The organism is Leisingera sp. M527 (genome assembly GCF_025141525.1).
In the GTDB taxonomy this organism is placed as follows: Bacteria; Pseudomonadota; Alphaproteobacteria; order Rhodobacterales; family Rhodobacteraceae; genus Leisingera.
In genome coordinates this window covers 1,171,744-1,195,042 of the sequence record NZ_CP081037.1, presented here as the reverse complement: position 1 = coordinate 1,195,042, position 23,299 = coordinate 1,171,744, and the positions used below count along the sequence as shown (strand labels likewise).

Sequence of the window (23,299 nt, the reverse complement as noted above, 5' to 3'; positions counted from 1 at the left end):
GTCAGGGTTTCAGCCGGTAGCCGGAGCGCAGCATGGCCCAGGCCAACAGGCACACCGCAAAGGTGGCACCGCTGCAAACCGCCAGCCCCAGCAGCGGCGGACTGTCGGAGGTGCCGATCACCCCGAATCGCACGCCGTCGATCAGGTAGAAGACCGGGTTCAGATGCGAAATCACCTTCAGAACCGGCGGCAATGCCTCAACCGAATAGAAAGTGCCTGACAGAAAGGCGAGCGGAGTGACGATGAAATTAGTGATCGCCGCCATCTGATCGAATTTGTCAGCAAAGACGCCCGCAACGATGCCCAAGCCGCCCAGAAACGCCGCACCCAGCACGATGAACACCAGCGCTGTCAGCGGATGCGCCGGCACGATCTGCAGCACTGCCATCAGCCCCAGCCCGATGGCCAGCGCCACCAGCGTGCCGCGCGCCACCGCCCCGGCCAAATAGCCCAGCAGGATCTCCAGCCCCGACAAGGGCGGCATCAGCGTGTCGACAATGTTACCCTGCACCTTGGCAATCACGATGGAAGAGGACGTGTTTGCAAAGGCGTTCTGAATCACCGTCATCATCATGATGCCCGGCGCCAGGAAGGTCAGGAACGGCACCCCCATCACATCACCGCGCTGAGGGCCGATGGCAATGTTGAAGATCATCAGAAACAGCGCCGCGGTCATCAGCGGCGCCAGCAGCGTCTGGGTCCAGACCGCCAGAAACCGCTTCACCTCGCGCCAGGCCAGCGCCTTGAGCCCCAGCCAGTTCACCCGTCCGAACCGGCGTGCGCCCAATTCAACCTGATACCCCTGATCCGCCATGCTGCCCCCGTTTTTCGCTGCTTTGCCTGCATAACGGCTGCGGCAAGGGGCGCAAGATGCCTTGTAACTCCGCCCGCAGTGATTAGAATAGGGCGATCACACGGAATATGATGGCGGCTGCAGAATCCCTGGGGCCGCTATTAGCTTGGAAAGGCAACAGATGTCCTGGACAGACGAGCGCGTCGAACTGCTCAAGAAAATGTGGGGCGAGGGTCAGTCGGCCAGCCAGATCGCCAAGGAACTGGGCGGCGTCACCCGCAACGCGGTGATCGGCAAGGTGCACCGCCTCGGCCTGTCCAACCGCAACAGCGGCACAACCAAGGCCGCCGAGCCCAAGGAAAAGCCCGCAGCAGCCCCCGCCGCTGCGGCACCGAAACCTGCGGCCGCAGCCAAACCCAAGCCGCAGCCCAAGACCGAGCCGGCCCGCCCCGCAGCGGTCCAGCCCGCGGCAGCCGAAGCCCGGCCCGCGACGCCTGCACGCCGCCAGATCATCCCGGCCGGCCAGCCGTTGCCGCCGCAGCCTTCGGCCAATGAAATCAGCCCCGAAGCCCTGGCCAAGGTCAACGAGATCGAAAAGAAGGCCAAGAAGCTGAGCCTGATGGATCTGACCGAACGCACCTGCAAATGGCCGGTGGGCGATCCCGCGACCGAGGATTTCTGGTTCTGCGGCCTGCCCTCTCAGCAAGGCAAACCCTATTGCGAAGCGCATGTGGGCGTGGCGTTCCAGCCGATGTCCTCGCGCCGCGACCGCCGCCGCTGAGGATCGGGCAGGCATTCGCTGCCTGCGCGAACGCTTCTGAATCAAATCAAACCCGCGCCTTGCAGCGCGGGTTTTTCATTTCTGCGGTCCGTTTGCCCGGTGGACGGCTCAGGAGCAGGGCACCGGGTAACTGAGCGCTAAATCAGTTTGCCACCGGACCTTCGGAGGTGAACTTCGGGATCACACTACCCGAGGCCGCGTCCGGCTCAATCCCCGGCCAGTTGCCTTCGGCCAGGTTGATGTTTTCCGGAATATCCTCTTCCCAGAAACCGACGACAACGTCGGTGATGTTCAGATACAGCTTGTCATCCACAATGCGCCACAGGTTCGGATTGGCGGGCACTTTACCGCCGCGCGACACACCATAGGCGCAGTGGCCGTCATATTGCGGCGCATAATGGGCCGGGTTTTCCAAAAATGCGTCGCGGTTGGCCGCGGTTGAAAACGCCCAGGTCGCGCCGTTGTGTTCGGCTGTAAAATCCGCGTGCCCCCGGACCGGTTCAGGCTGCGCGGTGCCCACCGGGTTCATGTCCAGGCTGCGGTAGGCCACCACGTCATAACCGGAGACAGCAAATCCGGTGCCATCGACATATTGCTCGCCTGCAAAGGCCGGCAGGGCAAAGGACAGCGCTGCCACGGCAGCAAATGCAAAACGCTTCATGAAATCATCCCTTTCATCGGTGATCGCTTCAATTCGGGCACCGGCATCTTATCCGGCTTCGTGTCAGACACTATAGGTCCCGGCGCAAATGCGAAGGGGGGCTCACGCCTCTGTGTGCGCAGACGAGACCCCGTGAGCATTTTGTAAAATTTCCGCCTCCGTACCTTCCAGTCATTGGAATTTCCAAATCCCCTCTTATCTCTGCCACAGCCAATTGCCGCAGCGCGTGCGATTGACCGCAAACCGGAAACAATCAAAGCAAGGCCCGACAGATGAGCGACACCCCCTATACCCCGCCGACAGTCTGGAAGTGGGAGCAAGAAAACGGCGGCGAGTTTGCCTCCACCAACCGCCCCGTTGCCGGCGCGACCCATGACAAGGAACTGCCGGCGGGCAAGCACCCGCTGCAGCTTTACTCTCTGGCGACCCCGAACGGGGTAAAGGTCACAGTGATGCTGGAGGAGCTTCTGGCCAAGGGCCATGCGGGCGCCGAATATGACGCCTGGATTATCAAGATCGGCGACGGCGACCAGTTCGGTTCCGGCTTTGTTGGGATCAACCCGAACTCCAAGATCCCGGCGCTGCTGGACCGCAGCGGCGATGAACCGGTGCGGGTGTTCGAAAGCGGTTCGATCCTGATGCATCTGGCCGAGAAATTCGGGGAATTCCTGCCCAAGGAGGGCACAGCGCGCACCGAGACCCTGAGCTGGCTGTTCTGGCAGATGGGCAGCGCCCCGTATCTGGGTGGCGGCTTTGGCCATTTCTATGCCTATGCCCCGGAAAAGTGGGAGTATCCGATCGACCGCTTTGCGATGGAGAGCAAACGCCAGCTTGACGTGCTGGACCGGCAGCTGGCGGAGCGGACTTACATTGCGGGTGAGGAATACACCATTGCCGATATGGCAATCTGGTCCTGGTACGGCCAGCTGGTTCTGGGCCGTCTTTATGATGCGGCAGAGTTCCTGGACGTGGAAAGCTACACCAATGTGGTCCGCTGGGCCAAGGTGATCGACGCCCGCCCGGCTGTGCAGCGCGGCCGTATGGTGAACCGGTCATTCGGCGATTTGCACATGCAACTGCACGAGCGCCACGACGCAAGCGATTTCGACACCCGCACTCAGGACAAGCTGGAACCGGCAGCGGAGTAACCGCCAGCCAAGCCCTCCCGCGCCCGCGAAAGCCCAGGCAATGCCTGGGCTTCCCTTTGCGGCCTTGGGCCCGGCGCCGCGCTCACGCGCGGCGCGCCACCGATTGCAAGCAGCATTCCACCCTTTGCCGGGTCAAGGGCTGGCATACTCCCGAACAAGCGCTTAACAGCAGAAAGGGCCGCGCTGTGCACAGCACAGCGCCACGCCCAACTGTGACGCACATTTGCAAAATGTGCCGGAGCAGGCGGGAGCCTACCGTGACAGCTGCAGTCAGACCAGCCGCGGCGGCTTGTCCGGGTTGCTGCCCGGGATCTCCGGCTGGAGGGCGTCCGGTTCCGGCGGCTGCGGCAGATCGAACCGCAACCCGACCCGGGCCAGGCTGGCCGCCACCGGATCCTCTGCCGCAAAAAAGGCCACATCCATCGCCCCCGCCTCAATTCCGGAAAAGGTCAGCGCTTCGCCCGCGGCCTTGGCCAGCGACGGTTGCGCAGCTTCCTTGGCACCGACAAACCCCAGGAGATGCCCCTGGCCCCCGCCGGCATACCGCACCCCCGCCAGATAGGCCGCTGCCGCCAGCCCGCCGGCAGTAGCCAGCTTGGCGTCCAGCGACGTCAGCAGCACCTCCGGCAACCCGGTTGGCGGTGTAAACTCCGCAATGCCGGCTTCCACCTCGTCCGGGGTGTGGCCAAGCGTCTGATGCAGCCAGCCGACCGCGCCGGCCGGGATCAGAATGGCAGAGGGCGCCACCTCCAGGTTCAGGCCTAGCCCGATCCCCTGCCCGGCCAGCATCTGCGTGATGACGCGGCCGGACAGCCCGGCATAAGGCACCGCCCGGCCCGCAAAATGCGCCAAACGCTCTTCGCGGTCGAACACCAGCACAAAGGCGCCCTCAGGTGTCTCAAACAATTCAGGCGAGATCTGCCCGCCGGCGGCTTCTTCGGTCAGCATCAGGAACAGTTCGCTGTCAGCCAGCCGCTCGTAGAACCGCAGCCGGGCAGCATCGTCTGCAGGGGCTGCTTCCATCGCCGCATGCGCCAGATCCAGCGGGGTTTCTTCTGTCATCGCATCAGCTCCTTCACCCGGGCCTGCAGCACCGGCAGCAGTTCGGCCTCGAACCAGGGGTTCTTCTTCAGCCATCCGGTATTACGCCAGGACGGATGCGGCAAGGGGAAGACCTGCGGCGCATGATCCCGCCAGCCCTGAACCAGCGGTGTCACCGGCCCCTTCACCCCCAGGTGATAGCGCTGCGCATGCGCGCCGACCAGCACCTTGAGGCGGACATCCGGCAGCTGCGCCATCACTTGGGCATGCCAGGTCTTGCTGCACACGGCAGGCGGCGGCAGATCGGCCTTTTTCTGGTTGTAGCCGGGAAAACAGAACCCCATCGGCACCACAGCCACCCGGTCCTTATCATAAAACTCCGCCTCAGTGAGGCCCAACCAGGCGCGCAGCCGGTCACCGGACGGGTCAGTAAAGGGCCGGCCGCTTTCATGTACCCGCGCACCCGGCGCCTGGCCGGCAATCAGGATCCGCGCTGAGGGCCGGAACCATACAACCGGGCGCGGCTCATGCGCGGTGGCGGTGGCGGCAAAGCGGTCTGCACAGATCCGGCAGCCCCGAATCTCCGCCTTCAATTGCTGCCCGGACTTCATTGTCCCGCACTTGGAAACAGTCATCTCTCGCCCCGCCTTGCCATCCTGCCGCCAAAAAACCCGTCCCGCACCCCGGATCGGGGCTGAATTGGTTAAAACTTCATTGAACATTTATGGTACAATTCGACATAATAAAGCCAAATTCGCGGCGTAGGCCATTAACACTCTTTTGATACCAAAGAGCCACGGGCGCGTCAGTGCGCCATTGTGGACATGAGGCAGACAGAGCCCGCAAGAGGGCCGCACGAGCAGCACCGGAACCAGCAATGCTTGAGTTTGAAAACGTCAGCAAGTCCTTCTGGACAGGGACCCAGCGCAAGGTGATCCTTGACCGCGTGTCGTTCCGCGTCGAGCCGGGCAAATCGCTGGGCGTGCTGGCTCCGAACGGCACCGGCAAGACCACGCTGATCAACATGATGGCCGGCCTGGAAAAACCGGATGAGGGCGAGATCCGCCGCAATTGCAAGATTTCCTTTCCGCTAGGGTTCATGGGCGGGGTGATCAGCCGCCTGTCCGCCATGGAAAACTGCCGCTATATCGCCAAACTGTATGGCCTGGATCCCGACTATGTGGAGGCCTATTGCCGCTGGCTGTGCGGTCTGGGCGAATATTTCGACCAGCCGATCGGCACCTATTCTTCGGGGATGCGGGCACGGTTCAGCTTCTCGCTGATGCTGGCGCTGGACTTTGACATCTACTTGATCGATGAAGGCATGCCCAGCACCACGGATGTGGAGTTCAACCGCAAGGCCGGCGAAATCCTGCAGGAGCGGCTGGAGACAACCACAATCATCATCGTCTCCCACCAAGCCAAGACGCTGGAGAAATTTGCCCGTTCAGCTGCGGTCCTGCTGCAGGGCCAGTTGCACATTTTTGACACTTTGGAAGAAGCGAAACAGCTCTATGACTACGAAACCGAGAGCTAAAAAGTTCCGCATCCGCCGCAGTCCCGCTGCAGCCGGAGCCAGCGGCGCCGGGGATCAACCTCAGGCGGCCGGCGCAGCTGCAAGTCCGGCGGCCGGGCATTCCCAGCCCCGAACAGCCGCCGCCGCCCGGCCCGCGGCGCCTGCAGCAGCATCAGCAGCCCAGGCAGCCCCGGCAAATCCGGGCGCAGCACATCCGGCTGAAACGCAGACCCGCGCCGCGCCGCTGTCCGGCATGGTCAGCTCGGCCCGCGAGACTCAGCAGGAAACCGATATCAATGCGATCCGCCACGAAGGCCTGACCGGCCGCCAATTGCGCCTGGCCCGCCGGATGGCGCAGAAACACAATCTTGCCCCTACCTCGGATTTTGAAGCCGTGCAGATGCTGCGTGAACGCGGCATCGACCCTTTCAAGCGCGCCAATATGCTGGAACTGGTGGTGCCGCAAAACAAGGCGCAGCCCGCAGGCACCCCGCCTGCGCCCGGATCGGTCCAGCTGCCGCAAACAGTGCCCGCGGGCAAAACCACCCTGCCCTCGACCGAGCTGAGCCCGGCAGAGCGGCGCACCCGTGAAATCCAGGAAATTCAGCGCGATATCGCCCGCCGCCGCCGCCGCAAACTGACCTTGCTGGCAGCCCGGCTGGCCTTTTTCGTGCTGCTGCCGACACTGGCCGCAGGGTTTTACTTCTATTCGGTGGCGACGCCGATGTATTCCTCCAAATCCGAGTTCCTGGTGCTTAAGGCCGACAGCGCTGGCGGCGGTGTCGGCGGCTTGCTGTCGGGCACTCAGTTCGCCACCAGCCAGGATTCGATTGCAGTGCAAAGCTACCTGATGTCCAAGGAGGCGATGCTGCGGCTGGACCGCGAGGCCGGCTTTAAGGCGCATTTCACCCAAGCCTGGCTGGACCCGATCCAGCGGCTGCAGAGCGACCCGACAAACGAGGAAGCCTATGCCACCTACAGCCGCAACGTGAAGATCGGCTATGACCCGACCGAGGGCGTGGTGCGGATGGAAGTCTCTGCCGCCGATCCCGAAGCCGCGGCAGAGTTTTCGAGCAAGCTGATTTCCTATGCGCAGGAGAAGGTGAACAACCTGTCGCAGCAAAAGCGCGCCGACCAGATGTCGGAAGCCGCATCCGCCCTGTCAGACGCCGAAGGCCAGCGCCGGGCAGCGCAGGAACAGCTTGTGCTGCTGCAGCAGCAAGGTTCGGTTCTGGACCCCGAAGGAGTGGTGGTATCGCTGCGCCAGCAGATCAGCACCTTTGAAATCCAGCTGGAGGAAAAACGGCTGGAACTGGCCGCCCTTCAGGACAATGCCCGGCCCAACCGGGCAAAGGTGTCCGGCGCCGAGGCCGACATCCGGCGGCTGCAAGCAGTGATCGCAAGCCTCAACAACCGGATGGTCGACGCCTCGGCCGGCGAAAACTCGCTGGCCAATCTGCGGATCCAGATTCAGATGGCCCAGGCCGATCTGGCGACCCGCGATCTGATGCTGCAATCGGCCTTGCAGCAAGTGGAAACCACCCGTCTGGAGGCCAACCGCCAGGTCCGCTATCTGACCACCGCGGTGGAGCCTGTTCCCAGCCAGGAACCGTCTTATCCGCGCAAGTTTGAGAATACCGTTTTGGCTTTCCTGATCTTTTCCGGTATTTATCTGATGTGCTCGCTTACCGCGTCTATCCTGCGGGAACAGGTCTCATCATAAAGCCATCGGAAGCTCATGAAAAACATCGATATCGCCGGCCTCACTATCGGCAATGATTGTCCGCTGACATTCATCGCCGGCCCCTGTCAGCTGGAAACCGCAGACCATGCCCGGATGATTGCCGGGCAGCTGAAAGAGGCCTGCGACAAGGCCGGCGCCCAGTTTGTGTTCAAAGCCTCCTATGACAAGGCCAACCGGACCTCGCTGTCCGGCAAGCGCGGCCTGGGGCTGGACGAAGGACTGAAGGTGCTGGACACCATCCGCCGCGAATTCGGCGTGCCGGTGCTGACCGATGTGCATACCGAAGCGCAATGCGCGGTGGCGGCAGAGGCCGTTGATATCCTGCAGATCCCCGCGTTCCTGTGCCGCCAGACCGACATGCTGCTGGCGGCAGGCAACACCGGCAAGGCGGTGAACATCAAAAAGGGCCAGTTCCTGGCGCCCTGGGACATGGCCAATGTGGTTGCCAAGGTGGAAAGCACCGGCAACACCAATATCCTGCTGACCGAACGCGGAACCTCCTTTGGCTACAACACCCTGGTCGCCGACATGCGGTCGCTGCCGCAGATGGCGCAGGGCGGCTACCCGGTGGTGATGGACGCCACCCATTCGGTTCAGCAGCCCGGCGGCAAGGGCGGCTCCACCGGCGGCCAGCGCGAGTTTGCCCCGCTGATGGCGCGCGCGGCTGTCTCTCTCGGTATTTCAGCGGTGTTCATCGAAACCCATGAGGACCCGGACACCGCGCCGTCCGACGGGCCGAACATGATCTATCTGGATCAGATGCCGCAGCTTATCGGCAGCCTGATGCGCTTTGATGCGCTGGCCAAGGCCGATCCCATCCGTATTTGAACCAGCAAAGAGATTTCAGAGATGACAAAACCCCAGTCCGAGGTGACCCCGAACACCTGGAGCTTTCTGCGCGACGCGATGATCAAGCCCACGGGTTTCCGCGAATATGACGCACGCTGGAAATACCCGGAGGAGATCAACCTGCCCGGCATGACCGCCCTGGGCCTGGGGCTGGGCACCCAGATGCGCAAGCGCGGGATCGAGCCGGTGATTGCGGTCGGCAACGATTACCGGGATTATTCGCTGGCGATCAAAAACGCCCTGATCCTCGGCCTGATGCAGGCCGGCATCCAAGTGAAGGACATTGGACCCGCCGTGTCGCCAATGGCCTATTTCGCGCAGTTCCACCTGGATGTGCCTGCCGTCGCCATGGTCACCGCCTCGCACAACCCCAACGGCTGGACCGGCGTCAAGATGGGCTTCGAGCGCCCGCTGACCCACGGCCCGGACGAGATGGACGAGCTGCGTGACATCGTGCTGAACGGCGAAGGCCAGCCCGCTCCGGGCGGCTCTTACGAGTTCGTGGATGGCGTCAAGGAAGCCTATCTCGACGATCTGGCCGGCGACTTCAAAATGTCCCGCCCGCTGAAGGTGGTTTGCGCCACCGGCAACGGCACCGCCTCGGCCTTTGCGCCCGAGTTGTTCAAGCGTTTGGGGGTTGAGGTGGTTGAGAGCCACAACGAGCTGGACTACACCTTCCCGCATTACAACCCCAACCCAGAAGCCATGGAAATGCTGCATGACATGTCTGCATCGGTGAAAGCCTCAGGTGCCGATCTGGCGCTTGGCTTTGACGGCGACGGCGACCGTTGCGGCGTGGTGGATGACGAGGGCGAGGAGATCTTTGCCGACAAGGTGGGTGTGATCATGGCGCGCGATCTGTCCAAAATCTATCCGAACTCCACCTTTGTGGCGGATGTGAAATCCACCGGGTTGTTTGCCTCTGACCCCGAGCTGCAAAAGAACGGTGTGACGGCGGATTACTGGAAAACCGGCCACAGCCACATGAAGCGGCGGGTCAAGGAAATCGGCGCCCTGGCCGGGTTCGAGAAATCCGGCCACTACTTTCTGGCTGAACCCATCGGCCGTGGCTATGACTGCGGCATGCGAGTGGCGGTTGAAGTCTGCAAGATGCTGGACCGCAATCCGGATCAGTCGATGTCAGACCTGCGCAAGGCCCTGCCCAAGACCTGGTCCACCCCGACCATGTCGCCCTATTGCGCAGATACCGAAAAATACGGCGCTCTGGAGCGGCTGGTGCAGAAACTGGTGGCCAAGCATGAGGCAGGCGACAGCCTTGCCGGCCGGGCGATCAAAGAAGTTGTCACCGTGAACGGTGCGCGGGTGATCCTGGACAATGGCTCCTGGGGGCTGGTGCGCGCGTCGTCCAACACGCCGAACCTGGTGGTGGTCTGCGAAAGCTCCGAAAGCGAAGACGAGATGCGGGCGATTTTCGCGGATATCGACGCGGTGATCCGCACCGAGCCGCTGGTCGGCGATTACGATCAGACCATCTAATCAGATGGGAAAGAGTGGTTTCGCCTGCTGACGCAGGCGACCGGCGCCCGCCTTTGGCGGGCGCTTCTTTCTGCTGAGAAGCGGTCTAAGTGCAAGTCTGCCCTTACATGCGCCAATTCGAGTGTAAGGCGCCTGCAGCCGGGTCAGATCAATCGCCACCCAGGAGTTTCAGCAACTGGTCCCGCGCTTCCTGCTCGATGCGCTGTTTCAGCACGTCGTTCAGGTCCTGCTCCGGCGCAATCTCTGTGTTCAGCTCTTCACTCAGCTTCTGGCGTACCCGATCCTTGGCTTCCTGCTCGATCTCGTCGATCTTCGGCTGCAGCGCCTGGCTCAGGTCCGGACGGATATCCGGGTTTTCCCAAGGACCGGTGATCCGCACCGGGATGGTCAGCACCTGATCACTGCCTGCCCGCACCAACTGGGGAATAAACAGATAATCCAGATCCCGCGCGCCCAGCCCGATCCGGCCCTTGCCTTCGGCGCGGAACCCCTTGAGCAGAACCAGAAGATCCTGGTTGCGCAGGTTGCCGCCGTCAATTGTGTAACTGGCTGTCATCTGATCAAACACGGTGCTGCCGCCATTGCCGCCCGAGCGCATCAGCTGCTCCAGATCGAAGCCGGTAAAGAACCCTTTCCCAGCTTCCAGCCAGCCCTTGCCGTTGAGCGAGCGCATGATAGCGTCTACTGAGTTTCCGGCCCCCAGGAACTCCAGCTCCCCCAGCGCCTCGCCGTTCAGCCGGCTGTAGCCCGCGGTTTCGCCCAGGGCCCGCTCCAGCCTGATGCCGTTGAACGAAAGCTTGCCGCCCACCGACAGGCCATTGCGATTGTTGGCAACCACCTGCCCCCGCACCTGGCCGCCGAACATGGAGGCCGGCAGGAACTTCAGCACCGCGCGGCTGCGCTCGATCGTCAGGTTCAGCGTGCTGGCTCCCAGGATCACACCGCCGGTATTCAAGCTGTCAAAGGACAGGTCAATGACAGCATCCGCCAGCCCCAGCGCCGAGGCATCAATCGCGTCCTTGGGCCAGCCTGCCGCGGCTGCCCCGCCGCTGCCAGAGCTGCCCGTCCCGCCAGCCAACGTGGAGAAATCCAGCGCGCCGCCGCGCAGTTGCGCAGTAATCTCCGGCCGCTTGTTGAATTCTGCATCCGCGGCGCCGGTCAGCTTGTTGCCGCCCAGCTCAACCGCCAGATCGCGCATCGACAGCCGCCCGTCGGCGGTATAGGTCACATCGGCGCCGAACACGGTCTTTTGCGCCAAGGCATCCGGCAGGACCAGCCCCAGCGCGACACCCGTTTGCAACGCATCATCAGCGCCAAAGGTCAGCCGCCCGCTGGCCTCGCCGTTGATATCTGCATGGCCGTCAAACCGCCCCTTGCCGCCCGGTGCCGTCACCGTTGCCCCGATCGAGGACACCTCACCGGCCAGAAACGCTGCAAAGGTGCCGATCTCGGCGTCAACCTCCACCGGCTCCCCCGCCGGGCGCAGGGTCGCCCTGGCGTTCACGGTGCCATCGGGTTCCGGCCACAGCAGGCTAAGGTCGATGTTTTTCATCTCCACCGGCGCTTCGCCATATGCTGCGTAGCGCAGCGAGGCACCGGTCAGATCGACCGCTTCAATCCTGAGCGGCAACGCACCGCTGCTGCTTGCGGCCGGACCGCCAGAGGCTGGCGCGCCGCTGCCAAAGACCCAGTTGCCGATACCGTCCTCGTTGGTGGCCAGGTTCAGATGCGGCAGGATCGCCGAAATTTCCGTGACCCGCACATCGCCCTGCAACAGCTCTGCCGCCGCCACGCCGATGGTCAGACGCTCGGCCTGCAGCATCGGCTCGGGTCCCGCCCAATCTGCATTGGACAGCGTCACCGCGTCCGCCTTGACCCCCAGCGTCGGCCAGAAGGTAAAGCGCACCTTGCCGCCGAACGCCAGCTTGCGGCCCGTCTGCGTCTCCAGCTGATCGGCCGCCAGCCGCGCGATTTTCTCGCCCGGCAGCAGCAGCACCAGCCCCGCCAGCACAACCACCGTCAGCACCAGCGCGGTTACAACCCGGATTATCAGCTTCATCAGCCCACTCCTCATGTCTTGTCCCCCTGTAGTCCAAGGGTCTTTTTGCCAGCTTACCGTCTGGTGAAGCGGGTGCAATGCAGGAAGCCGCTTCCTGCATCAAAGCTTCGCGCGTTTTGACCGCAGGATAGCCGTATCCGGAGGACAGGCCGAACAGCAGATAGGGCAGCCGCTGCCAGATGGAGCCAATCTTTCCGGCAAAATGCATCTCCCGGCGGAAAAAGAAGTGCTCGTCTACGGGGAAGCCTTGTTTGGCGAGGATATGGCGGACAGTGGCGCAGGCTTCGCGCGCGGTTAGAGGCATCTGCTTGGCTTGAGACCGCCACTTCTTCGCCTCAGCGGTGCAAAGAGCACCCATGGCAGACACAGTTCCAGAAGATACCGGATATGCACAGGACACACAAAACCTCAAAAACCGGCGGCACCTTCAAACGCTATATTGGCGTTGCTGCAGAAACTTTGCGCCCGCTGGCTACGGGCTTTGGCGCTCCGCCTTCAACACCTAACGAAGGGCAGGCGCTGCCCGGCCTTGCGGCCGTGCAAAGGGAAAATGCAGCCGCCGGGTGCACAGGGGGTGTACAAAGGGGGTTCACACCTGACACCCCCGTTTTCCTTGCCTCTTGCCGCATTCCTGATATATGCGCGCGAATGACCAGCACCCCGTCCAGCAACCCGCCCAGCCTCCGCCCCGACCTTGCCCCCCGCCCGCAGTTCGGTGATGCGCCGCGCCCGGACCAGCCGACGCTCGGCATGGTGTCGCTCGGCTGCCCCAAGGCGCTGGTGGACAGTGAGCGCATCCTGACCCGGCTGCGCGCCGAAGGCTACGGCATCTCGCCCGACTACGCCGGCGCCGACGCGGTAATCGTCAACACTTGCGGCTTCCTGGACAGCGCCAAGGCGGAAAGCCTTGAGGCAATCGGTGAGGCGCTGAAGGAAAACGGCAAAGTCATCGTCACCGGCTGCCTCGGCGCCGAGCCGGACTATATCCGCGAGCACCACCCGCGCATCCACGCGGTCACCGGCCCGCATCAGTACGAACAGGTGCTGGACGCGGTGCATTCCGCAGTGCCGCCTTCCCCGAACCCTTACGTGGACCTGCTGCCCGCGGCCGGCGTCAAGCTCACCCCGCGCCACTTCAGCTATCTGAAGATTTCCGAGGGCTGCAACCACAAGTGCAAGTTCTGCATCATCCCGGATATGCGCGGCAAGCTGGCGTCGCGTCCCGTCCACGCGGTGCTGCGCGAGGCGGAAAAGCTGGTTGGGGCCGGGGTCCGTGAACTGCTGGTGATCAGCCAGGACACCTCCGCCTACGGGCTGGACCGCAAGTATTCCAGCCACCCCTGGAAGGGGGAGGAGGTGCGCAGCCATATCCTCGACCTCTCCCGCGAGCTGGGCAGGCTGGCCCCGGCAGAGGACCTGTGGGTGCGGCTGCATTATGTCTACCCCTACCCCTTTGTGCGCGACCTGATCCCGCTGATGGCGGACCCGGACAACGCGCTGCTGCCCTATCTGGACATCCCGTTCCAGCACGCCCACCCGGACGTACTGCGCCGCATGGCCCGCCCGGCGGCGGCGGCCAAGACGCTGGACGAAATCCGCGCCTGGCGCGCGGCCTGCCCGGACATCACCCTGCGCTCCACCTTCATCGTTGGCTTCCCCGGCGAGACCGAGGGTGAGTTCCAGCACCTGCTCGACTGGATGGACGAGGCGCAGCTGGACCGAGTGGGTTGTTTTAAATACGAAAACGTCGACGGCGCGCGGTCGAACGACCTGCCGGACCACTTACCGGAAGAGGTGAAGCAGGAGCGCTGGGAGCGGTTTATGGAGAAGGCCCAGGCGATCTCCGAGGCCAAGCTGGCGGCCAAGGTCGGCCAGACCCAGCAGGTGATTGTCGACGACATCGACGCCGACGGCATCGCCACCTGTCGCACCAAGGCCGACGCGCCGGAGATCGACGGCAACCTGTTCATTGATGAGGGGACGGACGGGTTGCAGGCGGGTGATCTGGTGACCGTTGAAGTTGATGAAGCCGGAGAGTATGACTTGTGGGGTAGAAAGAAATTTTGAGGATATATTTTGTACTACTCTCCTCTATTCGGCTTTGAAGTCACAAAGAAAATTGAGCTCGAAAGATTCACCGTACACCCGGTTTATACGAACGTCAGTGAGCTAAAGAAACACTACATCTCCAATCAAGGCTCACCTTGCACTGCTATCATTGAAACTGAAGAGTTAGACAGGCAGCTGTTCTTTTGGCTGGAGATAATACTTACGGTAGCAGACAAAAGGTCCTCCAAAATATCGCATTGTGTTTCAGCAAGAACTGTTGAGGAAGCACTCGACAAAGCGCGCAATGAAAGAATGGAATTTGATCGACCATCTGGTCCTGGAAAGCTGATCCTGGGAGACAGCTTCTCCACAAATTCGCGCAAGGATTTTATGCGCTTGGCGCTTGAAGCAGTATTTAACACGAGTGCACCTACACAGGTGGAATTCTGCCAACTTCTCCATAAGACTGCTCTATGTTACATGGGTGGGGCCGCTGACTTCATAGAAAACAAATTCTTCTTCCTGTTCTCAGGGCTCGAAGCGCTAGCGCGCAAGGAACAAAACAAGTTTGGCGGAAATGCAGCTGCCCCAATAACAAATTTCATCCGCTCGCACGGTTTCGACTTCCACCAAGACCAAAAATCAGAACCGTTTCGGCAGGCTCTTACATACACCACTTTGCGTAACGCATGTTTTCATAATGGTGAACTGGAAGCCTTCTGCAAAGCGACCCAAGAAACCTACAAGTTGTCTAAATTTTATGTCCCCTTTGAAAGGCTAGTTGGCCTACTTATTCTTAAGCACCTAGGATTTGACGATGGCAGAGTTAATTGGAACTCTTGGCTAGACAGCATGCCATTCAAATAACTTACCACCCAGCACCCTCCCGTGGGGAGAGTCGGACGCTGCCCGCGCTTTGCGCGGGCTTTTGCTTTTCTGCCTCTACCTAAAGAGCAATTCCCTGCTACCCTCCCCCCAACAGCAACCAGCCAGCGAGAGCCCCAGCCATGACAGACACTCCGGAAATCGCCCAGAAAGCCCCCTTCCCCGTCGAAGTGACTGAGGGAAAGACCTATTTCTGGTGCGCCTGCGGCAAGTCGCAAAAGCAGCCGTTCTGCGATGGCTCGCACAAGGGCACGGCGTTCGAGCCGGTGAAATACAAAGCAGAAAAGGACGGCAAGCTGTTCTTTTGCGGCTGCAAGCACTCTGGCAAAAAGCCCTTATGCGACGGCAGCCACTCAAAGCTGTAACAGACCATCCCGAAGGCCAGACCTGCGAATCCCGCCAGCGGGCCATGCTGCGGCCTAAGGCATCAGCCGTTGGAATACATCCCCGGTGGGACAAAACTCTGGAACCGCAGGGGTGCCGTCATCGCGGCGGGTGGAGATCCACAGCGCGCAGGACTGGCTGCAGCCCGCACCGCGGCAGGCGGTCACCATCCGGGCATAGTCCAAACCGTTGAGCTGCCCGGTTTTCACCGCATGATCCAGATCGACGCCCGCGGCCCCGGCCACGGCGCGCAGCAGCCACAGGTGGCGGAAAATATTGCCAAGGCTCCGGGCCTCCGCATCCATGTCCTTCACGCGCTGCGGCCCTTCAACTGCATCAGCACATCCGCATTGCGGCACCCCGGCATCGGTGCCCCGGCGTGGTCATGGGTGGACAGAAAAGCCTCGCATTGATCCGTCGCGCCGCAGCCGCGGCAGCGGGTGATCATCGCGGCCCAGTCCGCGTGGCTGATATCCCCCGCGGCAAAGGCAGATGTAAGATCCGCCCCCACAGCCTGGCCCATCCGGGCCATCAGCCGCAAATGATACAAGGGGTCCCCCAATGGCTGCATGTTCGAACTCCTTAAAGAGACCGGAAGAAATCCGGAGCCATCAGGCCTGCTGCTCGTTCAAATAGCCAAGCAGGTCGCGGTTGCGGCAGAAATCAGGCGCCTCGGCACCGGGGCGCGGCCCTTCGGCCAGCCACTTGCGGCAAGCCCCGACGCCGCCGCAACGGCTGCAGCGCAACACCGCCTCGGCGATCTCGTCAAAGCGCAAAGTTCCGGCAACCGCCTCTTCCTCAAGATCCAGCCCGACGGTGCCGGCCATCCGGTCAAACAGTTCGGCGTGCTTTTTCAGATCGGCATGGGTGGTCATCGCGCAGTCCCCCGGAATCATTCATTTCGGGTACAGCTTAGCGGCAGGGTGCAGGCGCCGATTTGATGCAGGTCAAACGGGACCGGCTTCAGGCGGATTTCCCGCCCAGGTGGCCGAGGTACGCCCGCACCGCATCCTGCACCCGGCGGAACCGGTCGCCGCCCAGTTTCTTGCCGCCATACCAGCGGGTAACGATGATCACATGATCCTTCAGGCCTTCGCGCTCCATCATCCGCAGGATCACCATGCCCGCGCCGCTCTCGCCGTCATCAGCCTTAAGCCCGCCCGCGGGCAGCATCGCAGCCCAGGTGTTGTGGGTCGCCTTGGCATAGGCGCGGTCAGACTTCAGCTCAGCCAGCACCGCGTCGACCTCCGCGCGTGAGGCGGCCCGCGCCCCCGTCACTGCATAGCGCGAGCCGCGGTCGGTCAGCACCACACCCAGCATCTCCAGCGCGGGCGCAGCATGATCCTTGGCAGTCATGCTCAGTTCAGCCCGTGGCGGTCGATGGTGGCCTGCACCACCCGCACCCGGTCCGGGTTGGCGGGATGGGTGCCCAGGAAACGGTCGCCGGGATCCGGCAGCCGGTTGAAGAAGCGCACGCCGATGCTGGGCCGGTAACCGGACTGATGGGTGATAAGGGTGCCCAGCTCATCGGCCTCCAGCTCAAAATCCTTGGAATAGGTGCGCGCGCCGACATAACCGCCCACATCCTGTGCGGTGGAAACTGTTGCCGCGCTGCCGCCCGCAAGGGCTGTGATCAGCCCTGCACCGGCGCTGACCAGCGCCGAATTCTGCGCCTGCCGCGCCAGATGGCCGCGAATGTGGTGGGCGGCCTCATGCGACATCACAAAGGCCAGCTCGTCCTGGTTGGCGATCTGCCCCAGCATCCGCTGTGTGAAGGTTATGATGGGCCGGCCGGAACGGTCGAGGCTTTGATAAGCATTGGGGGCCGCGTTGGGGTTCGGATCGATGCGGATCAGAAAATCGCAGTTCAGCCCCTGGGTCCGGCTGCGGCACGCGCGTTCAGCCACCGGCTCCACCCGCCGGGACACCGACGCAAAGGCGGTGCGCGCCTCCCCTGGCGCCATCCCCTGCACCCGCGGTGTCCGAGCAACCGGCGCAGATTGCGGCGCAGGCTCAATCGCCACATCACAGGCGCTGACGGCAAGAGCAATGAGACACAGTAAACGGCGCATGGTACTTCCTTTTGCAGTTCCGGGCTACTTTATCGCGCAAGGATGTCGGAAGGCAATCGCCCGGCAGCGGAACCTTGCTGCCAGATCCATGTGATAGTCTGTGATTGCAAGGCCTTGCCAGCAGCCAGGCGGCAGTGCAGGCTGGTCTTATGTTTACCATAGAGCATGAATTCGACTCGACGGTTATTACCCTGGTGGATGAGGACGGAACCCCGCTCACCGAGGATGTGACCATCAATTCCTTCACCGAATGCGTGACGGTCGAACAATACGACCCGCGCACCGACAAAGTGCAGACAATCACCCTGTCCCATTTGCAGGTGCGGGATCTGGCCGCAGCGCTGGACCTGCCGGAAGGCGTCTACAGGCTTGTGCCAGGTGATGACTAGGCGTCAGGCCGGGCCGTTGTAGACAAAAGCCTTGCCGCGCGAGGTTGCACCGCGGCGCAGGACCAGATTGGACGCCGCAGTTCCCATTGCCGCGGCCAGCAGGCTGCGGACGGCGTCGTTGGCCTTGCCGTTCTCCGGCGCCACGGTAACCGAAATCTTAAGCACGCCCTCTGCCGGCACAATCGCATTGCGCGCCGCCTTGGGAGCGGCCCGCACCGCGATTTCCATCCCCGGAACACACAGTTGGCTCAGATCCGGCAGGTCTTTCTTCTTCGGCTTTCCCATAGCACCACATTTGCCCTGTGCGGGCGGCAAAAACCATAGACTTTTCCGCTGCCCCGCAGCTACCACCGGGTCAACGAAGCCCAGCCCCGCCGCCTGCTGCCTTTGCAGCACAGGTGCAGCAGTGTTAGGGGACACTTCGGGTTGCAGTATCCGGAAGAGGCCGGACAAAGCCGGAAGAACCCGGATGGAGCCATATATAAAAGAGCATTCAGGAAGGTTTGCATCCGAAGACAGGCCCGGAGCGTTTGTCCTTCAGTACCCGGCAAAATGGCCGATACGGCGCCTTAAGGTAATTCTTGGACACTTCCCGTTGCAAACTCTCAAACGCCCCTGAAAGGCCTTTAAAACAGGGTTTTAGGGCGGGTGACGATGCGGGCGGGCTTCTAAAATCGAGCCGTCGAACTTGGAACTAGCCCCAAAACTCTGCGGACACTTCCCAGAATGGGATTACCGGCTTGAGAACAAACCCTTAGCTCAATACTAAGGCGGAACGGACGTTTCCAAACTTGGAACGGATTGTGAGGCAGTGCGTCACAACCACAGTTCCAGTGAACCCACTTGGCAGTTGATTTTATCAGGACAACACTCACCTTGAGTTGAGCGGCATTGGGGTTTCATTTTCAGCAAAGTTATCACGCCCATCTTCTATCCCCATGACTGAACCATCAGACAAGCTCACAACCAGCCTGCCCTAAAAGAGGCGCATGGTATGACGTACTGGCACTTACGAAATACAACGGCACTTTGTTCAGTCCGTCTGGCAACGCCTCGGCCCCGAAGGCCAAGAGAAAGTTCGCTACCTCAGAACGGCATCGTATTTAATGGGGTGTCTCTCGAGGGTTCGAACATAGGTATCCAAGTAACGAACAAGCTCATGTGTCCACCAATTTCGGACTCAATGATTGCCTACTTTGAAAAGAAGCAACCAGACTACATCACACGCCACATAGAAGCGAAGTACTTTGAAGATGCGCTCAAGGGCTACTTCCAGTTCGGAACATTGTGCAACTACAGAGCTTCCGAAGATGACCTTTTTGGCCGACTAGGTGACCAGAAAGAGAGTCGAAAACAAGACACGATCAATGCTAAGGACGGCAAGATTAGGACCGCTCTAGTAAACAGCAGCAAGCTCCATCTGAACCGCACCGGGTTTGCCGGAGACTGATTTCAGTTAGTTACGCGGCAATGTCCTCAGTTTCCAGAGCGGCGTAGAAATGGGCCTCTGCTTCTGCCGGCGGGATGTTCCCAATGGGTTCAAGCAGGCGGCGGTTGTTGAACCAAACCACCCATTCGAGCGTTGCGTATTCCACGTCTTCGAAGTTGCGCCAAGGGCCGCGGCGGTGAATGACCTCGGCTTTGAACAAACCGTTGATCGTCTCGGCCAGGGCGTTCTGCGCCTTCAAATGATCCCCCGGATCATTTGATCCGCTGCGCGGATCTGCTTGAACTCATAGCTGTCTCCAACGCTGCCCGCAGAGGGCTCGATACCGGCTTCGCCCAACCGCTCTGTGTATTTGATCGAAGGTATTGGCTGACCCACTGCGTGACAGGCGATGCCAGCATCGCCGAGAACGGCGGCCGGAGTGATGAACAAGCCCCATCGCCTTTGTCGGCCGCCGCTCGTGAACAGCCTGCTCCAGAGCATCCATTGCCCGGCAGGCGCATGCGAAGCATGTGCGAGAGGGGAGAACGAACCCGGCATGCGCCGAGGTGCTGACACGACCCATTGACCGGCAGGCGATTTGGCAAAGCCAAATCTGCCGAGAGGGGGCCAACGATCTTGCGGGCATAGGCATCGATAAGCGAGCCATTGAAGGCGCCATTGGTCCGAGGACAATGGCGAGCGGCGACATAGGTGAACCCCTTCCAGGTGGCAACATAGGTGAAATCGCTGACCCAGAGCATGTTGGGCGCGGGTACACGGAATTGCCGGTTCACCTTGTCCATCCACTGCCCGGCAGCACATGCGCAGCATGTGCGAGAGCGGGCACGGGGCCTTTTTGCCGGGCATCGTGGTTTTGTGCGGCTTGCCCCGGAGCGAGCTTTTGTCCGCCATTGGTCCGAGGACAATGGCGAGCGCCTTGAATACCCATGCTCTTCATCAGCCGGGCGACCGTGCAGCGGGCAACAGTGAAACCCTCCCGCTGCAATTGCCGCCAGATCTTCCGCACGCCATAGACCCGCCAGTTCTCTTCGAAAACACGCAGGATCCCGGGCCGCAATGCCGCGTCACGCCGGGCACGGTCCGGCAACCGGGCCGGATCGGCCCGCTGCGCCAGATGCTCGTAATACGTGGAAGGGGCAATCGGCAGGAATGAGCCATGTCGCGCCATTGGTCCGAGCGGCAATGGCGAATGCAGATCGGCTCGACCCCATGCTCACCGCGATGCATGTCCCCTCTCGCGCATGCTGGCATGCGCTGCCGGGCAGCGGATGAATGACACCATCCCTTCAACCGGCGGCCGAGCTCCGCCATCGCAAAGTTGACCGTAGGAACGCCACTGGTCCGAGTGACAAGGTCAACGCCGATGCCTTGCGGAGAATCTCGTTCGCCTGGCGCAGCTCGCGGTTCTCCCGCTCAAGCGCCTTCGTTTGATCGCTGCGCGAACGACCCGCACTGCCGGCGACATCAGTTGGAACACCCGCCCGCTTGCCGCTGTCGGCTTCCGCCTTCTTCACCCACTCATTCAGCGTGTGCGCCGAACAGCCGATCTTCGCAGAGACCGGCATGATTGCCTGCCAGCGGGAACTGTGCTGGCCGTTTGCCATTGGGCTCGAACCAATGGCGCCTTCAATGGCTCACTTGTCCAGCACCAGGCGCACCGCACGCTCGCCGACCTCAGGAGAATACTTGTTGGTTGTCTTGCTCATTGTGACTTCATCCTACTCAGGAGTTGAAGCCTCCGGCAAACCCGGTGCGGTTCACCGTGCCTTTCTGGCCACCGGCATTGGCGCGCTGATTGCGGGCGTGGCGATGGGTGGGGTGTGGATCTACAACAACTGGTCCGGCTTGCAGGCTTTCTTTGCGGGTTTCTGGTCCTCTTTCCGCACCTCCCTTGGCCCGGCCGCACCGATGCTGGACGGGATTGCGGATGCGGTGAAACGCCTCTGGACTTGGTTCGGCAATCTCATGGGGCCGCTGGATGCCACCCGAGATGAATGGACGGCCTGGGGCAACGGCGCAGGCCAGGCCCTGGGCGGCTTTGTCGGCAAGCTCAGCCAATGGACCGGCATCAACGGCCAGGTGCTCGGCTCAATCGCTGCGGTCTATGCCGGGTTTGCTGCCCTGAAATACATCTGGTGGCTGCCCATGACGCCGATCATCGGCGCGGGCAAGCTGTTGGCCTGGGTGGCCAAGGGCCCTATCAAATGGCTGCTGTCCGGCGTGAGCCTCTTGGCCAAAGGGTTTGTGCGGCTCGGCGTCCTGGCTATGGCGAACCCGATTGGCCTGATTATCGCTTCCGTCGCCGCGCTGGCCTATGCCGTCTATGACAACTGGGACAAGATTGTCGGCGCCGTCATCGAGAAAGTGGACCTGGTCCGCGCTGCTTTTGATGAGGGCATCATCAAAGGCGTGGTCGAACTGCTGGCTGAGTTCAACCCCTTCACCCTGGCGGTAGAGGGCGCCATTGGCCTTGTGGCCTATGTGATGGAACTCCTGGGTGTTCCGGATCAGATCATCGCCAAATTCAAAGAGTTCAGCCAGTTTGCAACCGGCGTCACCTTCATGAAGTCGCTTTGGGACGGCATGGCCTCCATTGTAGACCAGCTGGTCACCTTCATCACCAACAAGCTGAAGGACTTAAAGCCGCAATGGCTGACGGATCTGCAGAACTGGGCCAGCGGCGGCGATGGCCCTGCCACTCCGGCCGCGCGGGCGCACCCGCTGTCCGGCTCGGCCGCCCCGCGTGTCCAGGGCAACCGGGACAGCGGCGGCCCGGTGCTGCCCGGCCTCTCCTATCTGATTGGCGAACGGCGGGAACCGGAGGTGTTTGTCCCGAACCTGCCGGGCAACATCCTGCCCGCCCGCGCCCTTAGAGCAGCAAGAACTGCGGCAGCCGCTGCCAAACCTGTCGCGCGCATGGTTCGCCAAGCCGCCAGCGTTCAGAACACGGCGATCAGCACCCGGAACATCACCCGGATCAGCCAGGCTCTGAAGGCTGCCGCTGCACCTCGATTGCCTGGACAGGCTCAACTACTCAGAGCACCGGGCACACTGGCCGGCATCCTGCCACGGCAGGCAATGAAGGCAGCCGCGGCGGCGACGGCAATGGCGGTGCCCGCTGCCGCCTTGCCCAGCAAGGCGGAGATCCAGCAGCGCATAGATCCGCGCCCCGCTTTGTCTGCCCAGGCCCCGGCGCCGCAGGTGACCCGCGAAGGCGATGTGTTCACTATCAATGTCTACCCGCAGCCGGGCCAGGACAGCGAGGCAATCGGGCGGGAAGTCATGCGGCAGCTCAAACGCAGAGACAGCGACCGCCGCGCGGATCTGCACGATGGATTGGATTACTGATGCAGCTTGGATTGGTCATGATGGCGCTTGGGGTGTTCCGCTTTGGAATGTCCGGCGGCTCCTATCAGCAGTTTTCCCGCACCGCCGGCTACCGCTGGCAGAAGGTGGACCGGATCGGCCGTGCCCCGGCCCTGCAGTACACCGGGCCGGACGCCGAAGACCTCACCCTTGAAGGGGTGATTTACCCCCATTTCAAGGGCGGTTTAAGGCAGGTTGAACTGATGCGTCTGCAGGCCAAAACCGGCTTGCCGATGATGATGGTGGACGGGCTGGGCTGGGTCTGGGACCGCTGGACCATCACCCGCGTGGAAGAACGCAAAAGCCTCTTTCTGGCGGACGGCGCCCCCCGCAAAATCGAGTTCACCATGAACCTGAAATCCTACGGCCAGGACAATGGTGTTCTGTCCTCATTCTTCGGGGGCTTGTGATGACCACGTACCGTACCAGCGAAGGCGACATGGTGGATGAGATCTGCAAGGACCACTACGGCCGCGAAGACATGGCCGTCGCGGTCTATGAGGCAAATCCGGGTCTTGCCCGGCTTGGCCCCATTCTTCCCAAGGGCCTTGAAATCACCCTGCCCGCTGTGGAGCCTGCCACCGTGCGCAAGCCCGTGCGGCTCTGGGGGTAGAC

The 23,299-nt window shown here is 61.9% G+C and carries 25 protein-coding genes and 1 pseudogene; 14 read left to right on the top strand and 12 right to left on the bottom strand.

All coding sequences use genetic code 11. The annotated features are described in order from the left end of the window. Position 1: 1 nt before the first annotated feature. The gene (locus K3555_RS05950) at positions 2–814 is read right to left on the bottom strand and encodes an ABC transporter permease (protein WP_260007752.1); all 813 of its coding nucleotides are present in this window, start codon (positions 812–814) and stop codon (positions 2–4) included. 160 nt (positions 815–974) lie between these two features. Between K3555_RS05950 and K3555_RS05945 the strand changes: the two genes are divergently transcribed. Next, positions 975–1,574: a GcrA family cell cycle regulator gene (locus K3555_RS05945; RefSeq protein ID WP_259991016.1), complete on the top strand. Its 600-nt coding sequence runs from the start codon at positions 975–977 to the stop codon at positions 1,572–1,574. A 142-nt stretch (positions 1,575–1,716) separates the two neighbouring features. Here the strand turns inward: K3555_RS05945 and K3555_RS05940 are convergent, their stop codons facing one another. Continuing rightward, complete coding sequence (locus K3555_RS05940) at positions 1,717–2,235, bottom strand: YHS domain-containing (seleno)protein (RefSeq protein ID WP_259991014.1); 519 nt, start codon at positions 2,233–2,235, stop codon at positions 1,717–1,719. A gap of 272 nt (positions 2,236–2,507) precedes the next feature. On the opposite strand from K3555_RS05940, the gene yghU reads away from it, so the two are divergent. Further along, positions 2,508–3,383 carry a glutathione-dependent disulfide-bond oxidoreductase gene (gene yghU, locus K3555_RS05935; protein WP_260007751.1) on the top strand — a complete coding sequence of 292 codons (876 nt, stop codon included), beginning with the start codon at positions 2,508–2,510 and terminating at the stop codon, positions 3,381–3,383. 270 nt (positions 3,384–3,653) lie between these two features. Here the strand turns inward: yghU and K3555_RS05930 are convergent, their stop codons facing one another. Both K3555_RS05930 and K3555_RS05925 read right to left on the bottom strand, forming a co-directional pair. Next, on the bottom strand, positions 3,654–4,445 hold the full coding sequence (locus K3555_RS05930) for an SseB family protein (RefSeq protein ID WP_260007750.1): 792 nt from the start codon (positions 4,443–4,445) through the stop codon (positions 3,654–3,656). Then, entirely contained in the window at positions 4,442–5,059 is a 618-nt protein-coding gene (locus K3555_RS05925; RefSeq protein ID WP_409201676.1) for a uracil-DNA glycosylase family protein, read from the bottom strand. The genes K3555_RS05930 and K3555_RS05925 overlap by 4 nt, the downstream gene beginning before the upstream one ends. A 242-nt stretch (positions 5,060–5,301) precedes the next feature. Here K3555_RS05925 and K3555_RS05920 point away from each other — a divergent pair, with 242 nt between their 5' ends. From K3555_RS05920 to K3555_RS05905, 4 genes are read left to right on the top strand one after another with little or no spacing between them, the layout of a single operon-like run. Continuing rightward, positions 5,302–5,961, top strand: coding sequence for an ABC transporter ATP-binding protein (locus K3555_RS05920; protein ID WP_129370254.1), 660 nt, complete (start codon positions 5,302–5,304; stop codon positions 5,959–5,961). Beyond that, on the top strand, positions 5,939–7,663 hold the full coding sequence (locus tag K3555_RS05915) for a capsule biosynthesis protein (RefSeq protein WP_259991006.1): 1,725 nt from the start codon (positions 5,939–5,941) through the stop codon (positions 7,661–7,663). Before K3555_RS05920 ends, K3555_RS05915 begins: the two co-directional genes overlap by 23 nt. A 15-nt stretch (positions 7,664–7,678) precedes the next feature. Further along, positions 7,679–8,512 carry a 3-deoxy-8-phosphooctulonate synthase gene (gene kdsA, locus K3555_RS05910; RefSeq protein ID WP_129370252.1) on the top strand — a complete coding sequence of 278 codons (834 nt, stop codon included), beginning with the start codon at positions 7,679–7,681 and terminating at the stop codon, positions 8,510–8,512. A 21-nt stretch (positions 8,513–8,533) separates the two neighbouring features. Continuing rightward, the gene (locus K3555_RS05905; RefSeq protein WP_260007749.1) at positions 8,534–10,030 is read left to right on the top strand and encodes a phosphomannomutase/phosphoglucomutase; all 1,497 of its coding nucleotides are present in this window, start codon (positions 8,534–8,536) and stop codon (positions 10,028–10,030) included. Between the two features lie 148 nt (positions 10,031–10,178). On the opposite strand, the gene K3555_RS05900 is transcribed toward K3555_RS05905, so the two are convergent. Then, positions 10,179–12,089, bottom strand: coding sequence for an AsmA family protein (locus tag K3555_RS05900; RefSeq protein WP_260007748.1), 1,911 nt, complete (start codon positions 12,087–12,089; stop codon positions 10,179–10,181). A gap of 648 nt (positions 12,090–12,737) precedes the next feature. Here K3555_RS05900 and rimO point away from each other — a divergent pair. The 3 genes from rimO (at position 12,738) to K3555_RS05885 (ending at position 15,388) form a co-directional block, all read left to right on the top strand. Continuing rightward, positions 12,738–14,156 (top strand): 30S ribosomal protein S12 methylthiotransferase RimO, encoded by a 1,419-nt coding sequence (rimO, locus tag K3555_RS05895; protein WP_260007747.1) that lies wholly within the window; start codon positions 12,738–12,740, stop codon positions 14,154–14,156. A 9-nt stretch (positions 14,157–14,165) separates the two neighbouring features. Beyond that, a complete protein-coding gene (locus tag K3555_RS05890) occupies positions 14,166–15,005 on the top strand; it encodes a hypothetical protein (protein WP_260007746.1) in 840 nt (279 codons plus the stop codon). Between the two features lie 140 nt (positions 15,006–15,145). Then, positions 15,146–15,388, top strand: a complete 243-nt coding sequence (locus K3555_RS05885; RefSeq protein WP_129370247.1) for a CDGSH iron-sulfur domain-containing protein — start codon at positions 15,146–15,148, stop codon at positions 15,386–15,388. Between the two features lie 54 nt (positions 15,389–15,442). Here K3555_RS05885 and K3555_RS05880 read toward each other — a convergent pair whose 3' ends face one another. The 5 genes from K3555_RS05880 to K3555_RS05860 form a co-directional block, all read right to left on the bottom strand. Beyond that, positions 15,443–15,712 (bottom strand): DUF6455 family protein, encoded by a 270-nt coding sequence (locus K3555_RS05880; RefSeq protein WP_260008498.1) that lies wholly within the window; start codon positions 15,710–15,712, stop codon positions 15,443–15,445. 5 nt (positions 15,713–15,717) lie between these two features. After that, complete coding sequence (locus tag K3555_RS05875) at positions 15,718–15,978, bottom strand: DUF6455 family protein (RefSeq protein ID WP_260007745.1); 261 nt, start codon at positions 15,976–15,978, stop codon at positions 15,718–15,720. Positions 15,979–16,018: 40 nt separating this feature from the next. After that, positions 16,019–16,282, bottom strand: coding sequence for a DUF6455 family protein (locus K3555_RS05870; RefSeq protein WP_027258172.1), 264 nt, complete (start codon positions 16,280–16,282; stop codon positions 16,019–16,021). A gap of 88 nt (positions 16,283–16,370) precedes the next feature. Then, positions 16,371–16,763 carry a YigZ family protein gene (locus K3555_RS05865; protein WP_260007744.1) on the bottom strand — a complete coding sequence of 131 codons (393 nt, stop codon included), beginning with the start codon at positions 16,761–16,763 and terminating at the stop codon, positions 16,371–16,373. Between the two features lie 2 nt (positions 16,764–16,765). Continuing rightward, a complete protein-coding gene (locus K3555_RS05860; protein ID WP_260007743.1) occupies positions 16,766–17,479 on the bottom strand; it encodes a M48 family metalloprotease in 714 nt (237 codons plus the stop codon). 149 nt (positions 17,480–17,628) lie between these two features. Between K3555_RS05860 and K3555_RS05855 the strand changes: the two genes are divergently transcribed. After that, complete coding sequence (locus tag K3555_RS05855; RefSeq protein ID WP_129370243.1) at positions 17,629–17,868, top strand: hypothetical protein; 240 nt, start codon at positions 17,629–17,631, stop codon at positions 17,866–17,868. A 3-nt stretch (positions 17,869–17,871) separates the two neighbouring features. On the opposite strand, the gene K3555_RS05850 is transcribed toward K3555_RS05855, so the two are convergent. Continuing rightward, positions 17,872–18,153, bottom strand: a complete 282-nt coding sequence (locus K3555_RS05850) for a DUF167 domain-containing protein (RefSeq protein WP_260007742.1) — start codon at positions 18,151–18,153, stop codon at positions 17,872–17,874. Positions 18,154–19,051: 898 nt separating this feature from the next. On the opposite strand from K3555_RS05850, the gene K3555_RS05845 reads away from it, so the two are divergent. Continuing rightward, positions 19,052–19,318 (top strand): hypothetical protein, encoded by a 267-nt coding sequence (locus K3555_RS05845; protein ID WP_260007741.1) that lies wholly within the window; start codon positions 19,052–19,054, stop codon positions 19,316–19,318. A gap of 10 nt (positions 19,319–19,328) precedes the next feature. On the opposite strand, the pseudogene K3555_RS05840 reads toward K3555_RS05845, so the two are convergent. After that, positions 19,329–20,883 (bottom strand): annotated as a pseudogene (locus K3555_RS05840) (IS3 family transposase). Between the two features lie 124 nt (positions 20,884–21,007). Here K3555_RS05840 and K3555_RS05830 point away from each other — a divergent pair. From K3555_RS05830 to K3555_RS05820, 3 genes are read left to right on the top strand one after another with little or no spacing between them, the layout of a single operon-like run. Continuing rightward, positions 21,008–22,666: a hypothetical protein gene (locus K3555_RS05830; protein ID WP_260007740.1), complete on the top strand. Its 1,659-nt coding sequence runs from the start codon at positions 21,008–21,010 to the stop codon at positions 22,664–22,666. Next, positions 22,666–23,094: a phage tail protein gene (locus K3555_RS05825; protein ID WP_035920047.1), complete on the top strand. Its 429-nt coding sequence runs from the start codon at positions 22,666–22,668 to the stop codon at positions 23,092–23,094. The genes K3555_RS05830 and K3555_RS05825 overlap by 1 nt, the downstream gene beginning before the upstream one ends. Next, entirely contained in the window at positions 23,094–23,297 is a 204-nt protein-coding gene (locus K3555_RS05820; protein ID WP_260007739.1) for a tail protein X, read from the top strand. Before K3555_RS05825 ends, K3555_RS05820 begins: the two co-directional genes overlap by 1 nt. The last annotated feature ends 2 nt before the right edge of the window (positions 23,298–23,299 follow it).

Bases quoted from the DNA above. Each gene is read 5' to 3' on its own strand.
- K3555_RS05950 (WP_260007752.1), bottom strand. From the start codon at position 814: ATGGCGGATCAGGGGTATCAGGTTGAATTGGGCGCACGCCGGTTCGGA.
- K3555_RS05945 (WP_259991016.1), top strand. From the start codon at position 975: ATGTCCTGGACAGACGAGCGCGTCGAACTGCTCAAGAAAATGTGGGGC.
- K3555_RS05940 (WP_259991014.1), bottom strand. From the start codon at position 2,235: ATGAAGCGTTTTGCATTTGCTGCCGTGGCAGCGCTGTCCTTTGCCCTG.
- yghU (WP_260007751.1), top strand. From the start codon at position 2,508: ATGAGCGACACCCCCTATACCCCGCCGACAGTCTGGAAGTGGGAGCAA.
- K3555_RS05930 (WP_260007750.1), bottom strand. From the start codon at position 4,445: ATGACAGAAGAAACCCCGCTGGATCTGGCGCATGCGGCGATGGAAGCA.
- K3555_RS05925 (WP_409201676.1), bottom strand. From the start codon at position 5,059: ATGACTGTTTCCAAGTGCGGGACAATGAAGTCCGGGCAGCAATTGAAG.
- K3555_RS05920 (WP_129370254.1), top strand. From the start codon at position 5,302: ATGCTTGAGTTTGAAAACGTCAGCAAGTCCTTCTGGACAGGGACCCAG.
- K3555_RS05915 (WP_259991006.1), top strand. From the start codon at position 5,939: ATGACTACGAAACCGAGAGCTAAAAAGTTCCGCATCCGCCGCAGTCCC.
- kdsA (WP_129370252.1), top strand. From the start codon at position 7,679: ATGAAAAACATCGATATCGCCGGCCTCACTATCGGCAATGATTGTCCG.
- K3555_RS05905 (WP_260007749.1), top strand. From the start codon at position 8,534: ATGACAAAACCCCAGTCCGAGGTGACCCCGAACACCTGGAGCTTTCTG.
- K3555_RS05900 (WP_260007748.1), bottom strand. From the start codon at position 12,089: ATGAAGCTGATAATCCGGGTTGTAACCGCGCTGGTGCTGACGGTGGTT.
- rimO (WP_260007747.1), top strand. From the start codon at position 12,738: ATGACCAGCACCCCGTCCAGCAACCCGCCCAGCCTCCGCCCCGACCTT.
- K3555_RS05885 (WP_129370247.1), top strand. From the start codon at position 15,146: ATGACAGACACTCCGGAAATCGCCCAGAAAGCCCCCTTCCCCGTCGAA.
- K3555_RS05880 (WP_260008498.1), bottom strand. From the start codon at position 15,712: ATGGATGCGGAGGCCCGGAGCCTTGGCAATATTTTCCGCCACCTGTGG.
- K3555_RS05875 (WP_260007745.1), bottom strand. From the start codon at position 15,978: ATGCAGCCATTGGGGGACCCCTTGTATCATTTGCGGCTGATGGCCCGG.
- K3555_RS05870 (WP_027258172.1), bottom strand. From the start codon at position 16,282: ATGACCACCCATGCCGATCTGAAAAAGCACGCCGAACTGTTTGACCGG.
- K3555_RS05865 (WP_260007744.1), bottom strand. From the start codon at position 16,763: ATGACTGCCAAGGATCATGCTGCGCCCGCGCTGGAGATGCTGGGTGTG.
- K3555_RS05860 (WP_260007743.1), bottom strand. From the start codon at position 17,479: ATGCGCCGTTTACTGTGTCTCATTGCTCTTGCCGTCAGCGCCTGTGAT.
- K3555_RS05855 (WP_129370243.1), top strand. From the start codon at position 17,629: ATGTTTACCATAGAGCATGAATTCGACTCGACGGTTATTACCCTGGTG.
- K3555_RS05850 (WP_260007742.1), bottom strand. From the start codon at position 18,153: ATGGGAAAGCCGAAGAAGAAAGACCTGCCGGATCTGAGCCAACTGTGT.
- K3555_RS05845 (WP_260007741.1), top strand. From the start codon at position 19,052: ATGATTGCCTACTTTGAAAAGAAGCAACCAGACTACATCACACGCCAC.
- K3555_RS05825 (WP_035920047.1), top strand. From the start codon at position 22,666: ATGCAGCTTGGATTGGTCATGATGGCGCTTGGGGTGTTCCGCTTTGGA.
- K3555_RS05820 (WP_260007739.1), top strand. From the start codon at position 23,094: ATGACCACGTACCGTACCAGCGAAGGCGACATGGTGGATGAGATCTGC.